This is a genomic window from Rhodococcus cerastii, from assembly GCF_033042195.1.
Lineage (GTDB): Bacteria > Actinomycetota > Actinomycetes > Mycobacteriales > Mycobacteriaceae > Rhodococcoides.
This window is the reverse complement of the sequence record NZ_JAWLKF010000006.1, coordinates 57466-69809: the sequence shown is the minus strand read 5'-3', so window position 1 is coordinate 69809 and position 12344 is coordinate 57466. Positions and strand designations below refer to the sequence as shown.

The window sequence follows — 12344 nt, the reverse complement described above, 5'->3', positions numbered from 1 at the left end:
GGGTTGCGTGCATGGCGGGTGTGTTCGATCGATTGGTCGGTCAGGAAGATGTCGAGGCCGATCTGACGGCCGCTGCGGTAGCCGCTCGCACCGGCGTCGACTCGTCGGCGATGACGCATTCGTGGCTGTTCACCGGCCCGCCCGGATCCGGACGTTCCATCGCTGCCCTGTGCTTCGCTGCGGCATTGCAGTGCACCACCGAGGGCACTCCCGGGTGCGGGCACTGCCAGGCCTGCTCGACGACCATGGCCGGTACCCACGGCGATGTGCGACGCGTCGTGCCCGAGGGGTTGAGCATCAGCACCAAGGAGATGCGAGACATCGTCTCCATCGCCTCGCGTCGCCCCAGTACCGGGTTGTGGCAGGTGGTGGTGGTCGAGGACGCCGACCGGCTCACCGAGGGTGCCGGAAACGTGTTGCTCAAGGTCGTCGAGGAGCCGCCGGCCAAGACGGTGTTCCTTCTGTGTGCGCCGTCGGTCGATCCGCAGGACATCTCGGTGACTCTGCGCTCGCGGTGCCGGCATGTCTCGTTGGTGACGCCCACGGTGCCGGCGATCGCGCACGTGCTGCAGACCCGCGACAAGCTCGACGCCGAGACCGCGGAGTGGGCCGCGTCGATCAGCGGCGGCCACGTGGGCAGAGCGCGTCGTCTCGCCACCGATGAGGACGCCCGAGCGCGTCGTAAACGTGCCTTGGCACTGGCGTCGGCTGCAGCCCGGCCCAATCAGGCGTACCTCGCGGCCGAGGAGCTGGTGAAGGCCGCTGAGGACGAGGCCAAGGAAATGAGTGCCTCCCGCGACGAGGCCGAGACCGAGGAGTTGCGGACGGCTCTCGGTGCAGGCGGTACCGGCAAGGGTGCGGCGGGTGCGCTGCGTGGCTCGGCCGGAGTGCTCAAGGACCTCGAGAAGCGGCAGAAGTCGCGTGCCACCAGAACCGGTCGTGATTCACTCGATCGCGCGCTGATGGATCTGGTGGGCCTGTATCGAGATGCGCTCGCTCGCTCGTACGGATCGACCGCCACGGCAACCCATCCCGACATGGCCGAGCAGGTCGAGCGAATGGCAAAAGCCGTCTCGCCCGAGGCGCTGCTGAAGAGTATCGAGGCAATCCTCGAATGCCGAGAGTCGTTGGCAGTCAATGCAAAACCCAAGTTCGCGATCTATGCGATGGTGGCGACGCTGGGCGACGTGCTGCGTTAGGGGCCGAGCCCGCCTCGCCGCTCGAGGGAGGGCGATTTTCGTTTCGACGTGATGCTCCGTTAGACTCACCAACGCCGAAAGGCACGCCGCCTTAGCTCAGTCGGTAGAGCATTTCACTCGTAATGAAAAGGTCAAGAGTTCGATTCTCTTAGGCGGCTCCACCAGCAGGCCCTCGATACGCACCAGCGCGTCGGGGGCCTTTTTGGTTGTCGATCCAGCGCTGCATCGGCCTGTTCGTGACATCGGTCCTGCAAGATGACTTCATGCGAACCGATAGCACCCGCGGTGATCTGATGACAGCCATCGTCACCACCGGCAACGGTGGGTACGACAACCTCGTCGTGTCCGAGGTGCCGATACCCGTGCCGGGCCCCGGGGAGGTGCTCGTTCGAGTGTTGGCCGCGGGGATGAACAACACCGAAATCAATACACGCGTGGGCTGGTACGCGGACGGCGGGTGGAACGACGCGACGCCTTTTCCGCTGATTCAGGGCACGGACTGCTGCGGTCTCGTGTGTGCGAGTCCGGGGACGGACGAATCCATCGTCGGCCGCCGTGTCCTGGTTCGATCGTGCATGCGCGTCGACGGCTTCTCGTCGGGCGAGACGCGGTGGTTGGGTTCGGACATGGACGGCGCGTTCGCGCAGTTCGTCGTCGTTCCGGCGAGCGAGATCTTTCCGGTCGACTGTGGGTGGACCGATGCGGAGTTGGCGACGATTCCGTGTGCCTACGGCACGGCGGAGAACATGATCGCTCGCGCGGGGGTGCATCGAGGGTCGACAGTGCTCATCACCGGCGCGTCGGGCGGAGTCGGTTCTGCCGCAGTGCAACTCGCCGCTCGGCGCGGTGCCCGCGTGATCGGCGTCGCCAGCCGGGCCAAGCACGACCAGCTTCGCGAACTCGGCGTCCACGAGGTCTACGGGCGCGATGTCGACGTGGTGGACGCCCTCGGCAAGCACAGCGTCGATGTGGTGATCGACAACGTCGCAGGCGACGGTTTCGGTCCGTTGCTCGACGTCCTCGTTCGTGGGGGAACATACGTGTCCTCGGGTGCGATCGCAGGACCCATCGTCGCGTTGGATCTACGGACGATGTACCTGAACGACCTGACGCTCCTCGGCTGCACAGCCTGGGACGAGGACGTGTTTCCGAACCTCGTGTCGTACATCGAAGCCGGTGAGATTCGTCCTTTGTTGGCCGAGTCGTTTCCGCTCGAGCAGATCGCCGCCGCGCAGCAGCGCTTCCTGGAAAGGGACCACGTGGGGAAGTTCGTGCTCGTTCCTCCGGTGGTCCGCGATCAGGCGTGATCTCCAGGCACACTGGACAGAGTGTTCGCCTCCCTCGCCCCGGCTCGCCGTCGTCTCGTGTTCGTCTTACTCGCCCTCGTATTGGTCGCGGTCGTCGCGGCTGTGGCGGCCTTCGTGGCATCACGCCCCGCGAGCGACCCCGTCGCCAGCGTCGACCAGTCCGTGCCCGGCCCAGTGCTGCTGATCCCCGGGTTCGGCGGATCCACCGACTCGCTGGACGTGCTCGCGGCCGAACTACGGGAGGACGGTCGCGACGCCACAGTGGTGGCCCTGCCCGACGGTGGCGTCGGCGATCTGACCGTGCAGGCGCAGACCCTGCGCGACGCCGTCGACGCGGCTCTGGCTCGGACGGGAGCGACTTCGGTCGACGTCGTCGGGTATTCCGCCGGTGGGGTGGTGGCCCGGCTCTGGGCCGCCGACCTCGGCGGTGCCGAGCAGGCCCGACGCATCGTCACTCTCGGCTCCCCGCACCACGGCACTCAGGTGGCGGCTCTGGCGGCCCAGTTCGTGCCCGACCAGTGCGCGACCGCCTGTCAGCAGCTCGCCCCGGACAGTTCCGTGTTCGCCGCCCTGAACTCCGGGGACGAGACCCCGGAGGGTCCGCAGTGGGTGTCGATCTGGACCGAGTTGGATCAGGTGGTGACCCCGCCGACGTCGGCCGAACTCGACGGGGCCGTCAACATCCCCGTTCAGAGCGTGTGTGCGGACTCGACCGTCGATCACGGGAACCTGCCCCGCGATCCTCTGGTCGGCGCGATGGTCTCCGCCCAGTTGGACGGCGACTCCACCACCCAGCTCGGCGCAGCCGATTGCAGCCGTCTCAGCTCGTGATGTCCTTGGTGGTGAAGTTCGCCCACGCCGCGCCGAGAAGAACGACGACGTAGACGCCCTGCACACCGACGCCGCGCATCAGGTCCCGCGTCGGCACCGGGTCGCGGAACAGGTCGACGAACGCCAACCAGTATCGCGTCGGCAGGTACGGCGCGATGGCGTCGGCGGCGTCCAGCGTCAGCAGCAGCGAGCTCGCGATGAGGAACGCCAACGCGCCCAATGTCGCGGCGAGCGGGGAGTCGGTCAGGGTCGACAGGAAAAGGCCCATGGCGGCGACCCCGAGCATGGACATGGTCACGTAGAGCACGGCGATGACGGTGCGCGTGGCGACCTGTTCGTCGGTCAGCACTGTGCCGGACACGCTGGAGACGCCCCCCAGAGTCGTGACGTCGAACAGCGTCGTGCCGACGAAGTATGCGATGACGGCCACGACGACGACGGCCAGCAGCACGAACGCGGCAACCGAGATCAGCTTCGCCACCAGCAGTTTGGTTCGTCCCACCGGGCGGGCGAGCAGGTAGCGCAGCGTGCCGGCCTGGGCCTCCCCGGCGACGGCATCGCCTGCGATCACCGACACGGCGACGGGCAGGAACAGCGGGAGCACGATGGCGAGAGCTGCGAGCGGAAACAGCTGGCCGTTGGTGGTCACCGCAGAGAGGAAGGCGGGGCCTTCGCCGGGACGCGGACCGACGTCGGTGAGGGCGAGGAGGCCCGCGACGATGGTCGGCAGCAGATTGAGCAGAAGGATGACGACCCAGGTGCGGGGTCGGCTCAGCATTGCGCGCAGTTCGACGCCGATCATGCGGTCACCTCGGTCCGGGTGGCGCTGTCTCGAAGTGCGCCGGGGGCGTCGACTCTGTCGGAACTGGCCCCGGTGACAGCAAGCACGGACTGTTCGAGGCTCATCCGCTGCTCGCTCAGCTCACTCACCCGGACTCCGCCCTCGACGAGGAGCCGGTTCAGCTCGGCTGGGTCCTGATGCTCGACGACGATTTGCTGACCCACACGTTCGAGCACCGTGGCCCCGTCGACGCCGGAGAGCACGGAGACCGCGTGAGCGGGATCGGCGGTGCGCACCGACACCCGGCCGGTGGACCGCTGCATCGAGGACAGCTGGTCCTGCAGGACGAGTCGACCTCGGTCGAGCACTCCCACTCGGTCGCACAGTTGCTCCACCTCGGCCAGCAGATGGCTGGAGAGGAACACCGTGGTGCCCTGAGAGTGCAAGCCCAGCAGCAACTCTCGAATCTCGAGGATTCCCTGTGGGTCGAGTCCGTTGGTCGGCTCGTCGAGGATCAGCAGTTCGGGGGTACGCATCAGCGCCGCCGCCAGCCCGAGACGCTGCCGCATGCCGAGCGAGTACTGCTTGACCGGTCTGCGTCCCACTCCGGCGAGGCCCACCTGCTCGAGGGCTTCACCGACCCTGGTTTTCCGGGTCCGCCGGGACCCACCCGGACCGGCCGCGTCGAGCAGCGTGAGGTTTCTGCGTCCGGACAGGTTGGGGTAGGCGGCGGGGTTCTCGATCAGCGCCCCCACCCGTGGCAGCACGCTTCGGCGTCGCCGGGGCATCTCCTCGCCGAGCACCTGTATCTGCCCGGAGGTCGCCAGCACCAGGCCGAGCAGCATCCGCACGGTCGTCGTCTTGCCGGAGCCGTTCGCGCCCACGAAGCCGTAGATGTCGCCGGCGCGCACGTCGAGGTCGACACCGTCGACTGCCCGCACCGATCCGTAGCTCTTGGTCAGGCCGGTCGTGCGGATCATGTGGCTGCTCCTCCGAGCTGTTGGGCGGCGGTCGTCAGGGTTTCCGCGGTGACGGTGCCGGACAGCAGATAGCGACGCCGGTCGTCGGTGGGTCCGGTGACGAGGACGTTGAGTGGACCGAGCGACACCGCGACGCTGTCGTCGGTGACGATTGCCCCGGGGGCGGACTGCAACTGTTCGACGAGTCCGCCCGCGGCGCGTCGCGGCAGGGGAACGGCGAACAGTTCGGTCACGCCGCGGCCGTAGATTCCCACCGACCCCTGGCCGCGGGGGCGCAGATCGAGGCCGGACAGGGTCGACGGCAGGCCTGCGGTGTCGAGCCGGTCGGCGAACGAGGCGATGTCGCCACCGTCCTGCTGCTGCACGTCGGTACCGGGCGGGGGAACGAAACGGACGGTGTCGGCATCGGGGGTCTCGGAGGAGAAGTCGAGGAACGCGGTGCTGACGACCGGACGGGTGGCCCCGGCTCCCAGCACGTCGACCTGCAGCGGTAGCCCGCTGCCGGGGTCGACCCAGACGTCGACTCCGGTGACGGTGCTCTGCGGCTGGCTGGGGACGAGCCTCAGGCCAGGGGCGTCGCGACCGGCGATCCGGCGTGCCGGAAGCCGGGTGACCTCATCCGCGGTCGCCTCGCTCAGCAACCGCCGGCCCAGCTCCGGGGGGAGCAGGTCGGCCTCGCGTGGCAGGCGCAGGCTCGGTTCGGGGACCGGGGTCACCACGGCCGTGTTCTGCTCGTAGTCCCATCTCCACAGCCGCGTCGGGCTCCGGTAGAGACCGCGCTCACCGGCCAGACGCACGGTGTCGACGCGCCAGCTGTCCGGGGCGCGATACCAGGCACGCAGAGAGGTGGTGTCGCCGAGCAGATCCGGCAGGCCGCCGAGCCCCTCGGTCACCGGAATGATGACGCCGCCGACCGCCTGGGCGTAGCCCGAGTACGGCGTCTCGGTGGAGGACTTGACCTGTTCGAGCAGTTCGGTCGCGCCGATGTCGGACGGGTCGACGGGCAAGCGCGAGATCACCGAGGGAGTTGCGACGAGCACGGCGATGCCGAGCACCACCGCCAGCCACCGCCACTTCTTGCGCACCTCTTCGACCGTACGGACGTACCCGAGGTGCTGCATGTGAGCTGCACGACGCTCGCCGCTAGCCCCCGAGCGAGAACTCCGCGCGACCGTAACTCACACCGTTGATCTGGAGCTCGATGGAGTGTGGGCCGGGGTAGTACTTCCGTGTGGTCAGCGGCTCGAACGAATGTTGCCGCCGTACGTCGATGCTGTCACCGGGCGTGATCGTTCCGGTCGTCAGCTTGAACGTCTTCCCCGTCACCCCACCGTTGGCTTTGGTGTGGTGAACGATGTAGTCGATCGCAACCTTGGCCGGTTCGGTGCCGACGTTGCGGATCGAGGCCGTGAATTCCACTCTTCCGCCCATGGGCAGCTCCGTGACGTCGAGGGTGGGGCCGTCCACCTCGAGGTCGGCCGGAGCGAACCCGAGCAGCTCGAGTGCGTCCTGGTTCCCCTTCTTGATCACCGTCCGAAGTGCATGTCGCACAAGCTTTTCGGTGTGCGCGTCCGGGCTGTCGAGCCATCGGGTGGTGGTCCCGACGACCAAGTCCGGGACGTCTCGGCTGACATCGTTGAGATGGTTCGCGACAGAACGTCGAACGTAATCACTGTCGTCTCGGTAGAGCCGGTCCAGGATCGGCACCGTGACGCCCGGGCGCGCGAGTATTTCGGGGACGCGCACCGACCACGGAAGATACGGGCGGGTGCCCTCAGACGCCAGACGCCGCACATGCTCGTCCGAGGATGTCGTCCAGTCCGACGCGATTGCGAGCGACCGATCCAGGTCGGCTCGAAGAAACGAGCGGATGGCGAATTCCGAGCTGAGTCGGCCGGTGAGCTCGGCGAGCAAGGCCATTCCGTCGTCGAATGCGCTCGAGGTGTTCTCCTCGACGGCCTTCGATGCGACAGCGCTCGTGACCGGCCAGATCGACCAGCCCCGGAAGTCGGGATCGGTGGCGGCACGTCGGATGATGCGGGCGAACTCCGTGTAGGTGCCGGGCAGTGCCGAGAGCAGGCCGTCACGCAACAGATCTGCGCGGGCTCGAAGCGCGAGTGGACCCAGCCGATCGATCGATCCTTCGAGTACCGACAGATTTGCGCCCGGAGCGGCGGTGCGCATGGTCCGAAACAGCGTGCCGGCCGCGTCCGGGCCGAGGAGTTCGTCGGCGAAAGGCATGAGAGCTTCTTACCCGACGACTCTGCTCCACGGGGTCGGCGGGGTTCGACGCTGTGTCGAGGGCTGCGCGGGAGGGTGAAATCACCAGGGCCGACACCTATTTTTCGGGCTGCGCCAATGGCGGCTGTGGTAATCGGAGTGGGATAACCTTCGTCGAATATCAAAGTGCTGAGCGGCTGGTCGACTCGGTTTCTCCGGCCGGACCGGTCTTTCTGCGCGGTGGGCTACAACCCTGGGGGTCGCGTCATGCCCGTCGTCTGTGTCGAGTGGAACCAGAGCCACTGTTGTCGGACTCGATTCGGTGAGCACGCACTGTGAGCGGCTGGGTGTGGGTGGTGGTCCTCAACGGGATCACCGCTGCCGCGTATCTGGGGATCGTGCTGTTCATCGTCCGTGGGCTGATGCGGACCGGACAGCTGCGCAACAACAGGTTGGCGGTGGCCACAGCAGCGATCTTCCTGACCTGCGCCGCGCATCACCTGGTGCACGCGGTGCACTTGTGGACAGGATTCGACGGCCACGCCTCGCATCTCGCTGCAGGTTCAGGCGGGGGGATGCTCGACGCGATGCGGGAGTCGATGGGCGGCACCCTCGACGTCGCGGTGACGGCATCGACGGCACTTGCCGGTGTGATCTATCTGGGGATGCGTCGCTTCTACGGTCCGTTGCTCCGCTCGCCTTCGATGTTCGACGATGCGAGCGAGGCTCGATACCGGCAGCTGGCAGCCAACCTGCCGCACACGTCCGTTCTGGTCGTGGACTGCGATCTACGATTCGTCCTCGTCGAGGGTGCCGGTCTGGTGGCCGAGGGCTACGACCCGCGGCGGATGGAGGGGCAGCTGCTCCGAGACACGGTGTCGCCGGAAGCCTTCGCGATGCTCGAGCCGCATTACCTGGCGGCCGTGGCGGGTGAGGAGATTTCGTTCGATACCGTCAGCCCCCGAACGGGCGCAATCTTTCAGGTCGAAGCGAGGCCGTTGCGGGATGATTCGGGCCGGATAGTCGGTGCCATGGTGCTCTCCGAGGACGTCTCCGCCGAGCGGGCGGCGCGAGCCGAACTCGAGCAGGCCCGGGCCTTTCGTGACGCGGTGTTGACTGCTTCACCGGACATCACGACCGTCACCGCCGTCGATACCGGGCGGGTGACGTGGGCTTCTCGCAGCCTGCGGTCGCTACTGACCGGACCGACTTCGGATGGAGCGGTCGAGGACGGTCGGGTGCCGTGGCTCGGACTCGGTCGGTCCGACGACTCCACTGACGGCGAGGATCGATTGGACGGGGTGGTGGAACAAGATGTCGAGGTCGTCCGAGCGGCGGACCGAACCGCGGCATCGCTTCCGGAGGGCGAGAGCGTCAGTATCCGGTATCGGGTACTCGCGGCCGACGGCTCGCTGCGGTGGTTGTCTCGACGCACCACGCCCTTTCGACGTGGGCCGTCGGGTGAGGTGTCGGAGGTCCTCTCGGTGGTGCGGGAAGTGACCGACGTCGTCGAGGCGGAACTCGCGCTCGAGCGAGCGGCCCTGCAGGATCCGCTGACCGGGCTGCCCAATCGGATGCTGCTGCTCGACCGTATCGGCTCGGCGATCGCACGCGGTGAGAGCACGGGAGCCGCTGCTGCGGTGCTGTTCTGCGATCTCGACGGATTCAAACGAGTCAACGACACCGGCGGGCATGCTGCCGGTGATGCGGTTCTCGTCGAGGTTGCGCGACGGCTGCGGTCGGTGCTGCGAGCCAACGATTCGATCGCCCGTGTCGGCGGTGACGAGTTCGTCCTCGTCGTCGATGCGTTGCCGGCCGAGCGCGGTGCCGACAAGCGTGCCGGTGCCGGGTTGGCGGAACGCGTCGCCGAGCGCATCCGAGCGGTTCTCGCCGCGCCGATCGTGTATCAGGGCAGCCAGTACGTGGTGTCGGCCAGCGTGGGCATGGTGTTGGTTCGCAAGGGTGCCAGCGCGCAGGAGGTACTGCGGGACGCGGATTCCGCGATGTACCGGGCCAAGCAACTCGGTAAGGACCGGATCGAATTGTTCGACGACGCGCTGCGCGCGAACGCCCTCGAGCGTGCTTACATCGAGCGGACCTTGCGGAGTGCCCTCGATCCCGAACACCGCGGAGCTGCGAGGCTGAACGTCGTCTATCAGCCGGTCTACGACCTGGACAGCAGAGCGCTCACGAGCTTCGAGGCACTCGCGCGCTTGCGTGACGACGAGGGCGCAGGAATTACGCCGGACCGATTCATCCCGGTGGCCGAGGACACCGGTCTGATCTCCGAGCTCGGGGAGCGTGTGCTGGACGACGCACTGGGAACTCTGGTGCGATGGCGTACGGCGAACCCGCTCGATTCGGACTCGGGTGTCCCCGTCACGATTGCCGTCAATCTCAGTGCCCGGCAGGCTCAACACGTGGACATGGCTGCTGTGGTGAGCGCGGCTCTGGGACGGCACCGAATGGCTCCGGCGGACCTGATTCTCGAACTCACCGAGTCGGTGCTGCTCGAGTCCGGCTCCTCGATGCTGCGTCAGCTCGGTGAACTGCGTGAGTTGGGTGTCGGCATCGCCATCGACGACTTCGGCACCGGATTCGCGAGCTTGCGTTATCTGGCCACACTGCCGGTGAGTGCAGTGAAGATCGATCGGTCGTTCACCGCCACGATGACCAGCGACGAGACGAGCAGCAGCATCGTTCGGGCGATCATCAACCTTGCCCGAGATCTCGAGTTGGGGTGCGTGGTCGAAGGCATCGAAACCCCCGACCAGCTCGACGCCTTGCCGAGTTTCGTTCAAGGACAGGGCTATCTGTTGGGTAGGCCCGCCGAGGTACCGTCGAACACGTGGATCTCGTAACCCCGAAACGGGAAGGATCCACCGTGTGCGGGCGTTGACTCCAGATAATGGACGACACCCTCTCTGCACCCACTCGACTCTGGACGCCGTCGCGCGTCCTGATCACGCGGTCTGCATCGGAGCTTCCCCACACTGGGGAGATAGTTCGACGGTGCGAAGCGGCCGGTGTGACCGAGATCGACGTGCTGCCCGGTGACCGCCTGACGGGTCTACGGGGCGAGACCGAGCGAGAGACCTACGCGCGAGCCAAGACGACGATGGCCGTGGTGGTCGCACCACCGAGTGTGCTGAAACCACAACCGATTCCGCCGAGCGCCGACTGGCGTATCGATCTGGCGAAGGGATGCCCGGCCCACTGTCAGTACTGCTATCTGGCGGGGTCGTTGTCCGGGCCGCCGATCACCAGGGTGTTCGCCAACATCGACGACGTACTGTCCGGCATCGGTACCCACGCAGGCCGCGGCACGATCACCTCCGGCACCGAGGAACGTGGGCACGAGGGAACCACCTTCGAGTTGTCCTGCTATACGGATCCGTTGGGTATCGAGCATGTGACCGGATCCCTCGCCGAGGCCGTTCGTCGAGTGGGCGCGGGGGATTACGGCGATGACGTGTCGTTGCGCTTCACGACCAAATTCGACGACGTCACCGAGTTGGTGACGTTGGACCACCGACGCCGTACCCGAGTTCGCTTGTCGGTCAATGCCGATGACATCGCTCATCGGTTCGAGGGCGGAACTGCGCGGATGCCTGCTCGAATCGAGGCGCTACGGCAGCTTGCGCTGGCCGGATATCGAGTGGGGCTCACCATCGCTCCGATCATGCCCATCCCGGGGTGGCGAGAGCATTACGGCCGACTTCTCTCGAATGTCGCCGAGGCGTTGGGTGACGTTCCCGATCTGGACCTGACCGCCGAGATCATCACCCACCGATTCACGCCGTCGAGCAAGGACGTGCTGTTGAGCTGGTACCCGGGGACGAAGCTCGAGATGGACGAAAGTGCCCGCACAGCAAAGAGAAACAAGTTCGGTGGCGTGAAGTACGTCTACCCGAAGGACACCATGTCGGAAATGCGGACGTGGTTCGTGGAAGAACTCGAATCAGTCCTACCCGAAGCGCAGCTGCTGTACTGGACGTGACGAAGCCCGACCTCCGTCGTGCGATGGAGGTCGGGCTGCGAAAGCGTAGGAGTTACTTCATCTTTCCGAACGTGGCGTCGATATCTGCCATCTCCATCTCGGCCGTCTGCTGAATGAGCTCCATGAGGTCGGTGTCGAGTCCGGGCGCGAACTCCTCGAGTCGCTCGGGTGAGATCTTCATCGGAGCGCCGGCGGGGGCCTGCTCACTGGCATCGAGGTCGGTGCCGTCCTTGGACGGCGACATGCCCTGGTAAATGCGTCCGGCCTCGGACGCCCCGGTGAGGTCGAAGCTGTACTGCTTGCTCTGCAGGCCGAGTTCGACCAATTTCTGGACCTCCGGGAACTTCTCGGCGTTGGTCTTCGGAATCGGCAGCGTCTTCTTCCACTCGACGCCGAGGGTTTCGAGGGCCTTCGCGTAGCCGTTCTCGTGCGCCTGGTCGCGCACGATCAGGTACGAAATAGTCGATCGCGCAGCCTTGTTGGCGGTCATCTCGTACATCCGGCATTTCTGGAGGCGGCCGGTCGACTCGAGCATCAGGTTGTACATGAGGTCGAGAACCAGATTGCCGGAGTTGTAGACGTAGCTACCGCTCCACGGGTTGCCGACGGAGTCGACCGGCAGTGCGCCCTGTGCTCCGACGAGGTAGTGGTGGATATTGCCCTGTGACAGAGCGAGATTCAACGGAGTGGCTCCGCCCGCACCGGGCGTGTCCAGCGGGTCTTCCAGCTTGCCCTGGTACTGCGGCGAGCCGTCCAGCAACCGTGAGATGGTGGTGCCGATGAGCTCGACGTGACTGATCTCCTCGGTGCCGATTCCCTGGATCAGATCGCGGTACGGCTTGGCCGCAGCCCCACGAAAGTTCATGGCCTGGAACAGATACTGCATCATCGTGCGCATCTCGCCGAACTGTCCACCGAGGCCCTCCTGAAGGGCGTTCGCGGCGGCCGGATCGGGCTCGTCGGTGGCAATGTCGTGAATGAGTGACTGAACGTGCAGGTACATGGAAACCTCCGAATGGCGACCAG

At 66.3% G+C, this 12344-nt stretch carries 10 protein-coding genes, 1 tRNA gene and 1 pseudogene; 7 read left to right on the top strand and 5 right to left on the bottom strand.

The window, feature by feature from the left end; translation table 11 throughout:
* Window positions 1-27 precede the first annotated feature (27 nt).
* From R3P93_RS24620 to R3P93_RS13210, 5 genes and pseudogenes are all read left to right on the top strand, one after another.
* Window positions 28-66 (top strand): annotated as a pseudogene (locus R3P93_RS24620) (hypothetical protein).
* A complete protein-coding gene (locus R3P93_RS13225; protein WP_394855303.1) occupies window positions 63-1199 on the top strand; it encodes a DNA polymerase III subunit delta' in 1137 nt (378 codons plus the stop codon). The pseudogene R3P93_RS24620 and the gene R3P93_RS13225 overlap by 4 nt, the downstream one beginning before the upstream one ends.
* Window positions 1200-1284: 85 nt before the next feature.
* Window positions 1285-1360, top strand: a tRNA-Thr gene (locus R3P93_RS13220).
* A 102-nt stretch (window positions 1361-1462) separates the two neighbouring features.
* Window positions 1463-2506 (top strand): zinc-binding dehydrogenase, encoded by a 1044-nt coding sequence (locus tag R3P93_RS13215; protein ID WP_218829151.1) that lies wholly within the window; start codon window positions 1463-1465, stop codon window positions 2504-2506.
* Between the two features lie 21 nt (window positions 2507-2527).
* A complete protein-coding gene (locus R3P93_RS13210; protein ID WP_317533196.1) occupies window positions 2528-3337 on the top strand; it encodes an esterase/lipase family protein in 810 nt (269 codons plus the stop codon).
* Here R3P93_RS13210 and R3P93_RS13205 read toward each other — a convergent pair.
* Genes R3P93_RS13205 through R3P93_RS13190 form a run of 4 tightly spaced genes read right to left on the bottom strand, consistent with a single transcriptional unit; the run spans window position 3327 to window position 7339 of the window.
* Window positions 3327-4139 (bottom strand): ABC transporter permease, encoded by an 813-nt coding sequence (locus R3P93_RS13205; RefSeq protein WP_269595986.1) that lies wholly within the window; start codon window positions 4137-4139, stop codon window positions 3327-3329. The genes R3P93_RS13210 and R3P93_RS13205 overlap by 11 nt on opposite strands.
* A complete protein-coding gene (locus R3P93_RS13200) occupies window positions 4136-5098 on the bottom strand; it encodes an ABC transporter ATP-binding protein (protein ID WP_317533195.1) in 963 nt (320 codons plus the stop codon). The genes R3P93_RS13205 and R3P93_RS13200 overlap by 4 nt, the downstream gene beginning before the upstream one ends.
* Window positions 5095-6219 (bottom strand): LolA family protein, encoded by a 1125-nt coding sequence (locus R3P93_RS13195; RefSeq protein ID WP_317533194.1) that lies wholly within the window; start codon window positions 6217-6219, stop codon window positions 5095-5097. Before R3P93_RS13195 ends, R3P93_RS13200 begins: the two co-directional genes overlap by 4 nt.
* A 22-nt stretch (window positions 6220-6241) precedes the next feature.
* Window positions 6242-7339, bottom strand: a complete 1098-nt coding sequence (locus tag R3P93_RS13190; protein WP_317533193.1) for a DNA alkylation repair protein — start codon at window positions 7337-7339, stop codon at window positions 6242-6244.
* A 314-nt stretch (window positions 7340-7653) separates the two neighbouring features.
* On the opposite strand from R3P93_RS13190, the gene R3P93_RS13185 reads away from it, so the two are divergent.
* Both R3P93_RS13185 and R3P93_RS13180 read left to right on the top strand, forming a co-directional pair.
* Window positions 7654-10179 (top strand): putative bifunctional diguanylate cyclase/phosphodiesterase, encoded by a 2526-nt coding sequence (locus R3P93_RS13185; protein ID WP_317533192.1) that lies wholly within the window; start codon window positions 7654-7656, stop codon window positions 10177-10179.
* A gap of 47 nt (window positions 10180-10226) precedes the next feature.
* Window positions 10227-11318 carry a spore photoproduct lyase family protein gene (locus tag R3P93_RS13180; protein ID WP_394855300.1) on the top strand — a complete coding sequence of 364 codons (1092 nt, stop codon included), beginning with the start codon at window positions 10227-10229 and terminating at the stop codon, window positions 11316-11318.
* A gap of 52 nt (window positions 11319-11370) precedes the next feature.
* Here the strand turns inward: R3P93_RS13180 and R3P93_RS13175 are convergent, their stop codons facing one another.
* Entirely contained in the window at window positions 11371-12321 is a 951-nt protein-coding gene (locus R3P93_RS13175; RefSeq protein ID WP_068054204.1) for a manganese catalase family protein, read from the bottom strand.
* Window positions 12322-12344: the final 23 nt, after the last annotated feature.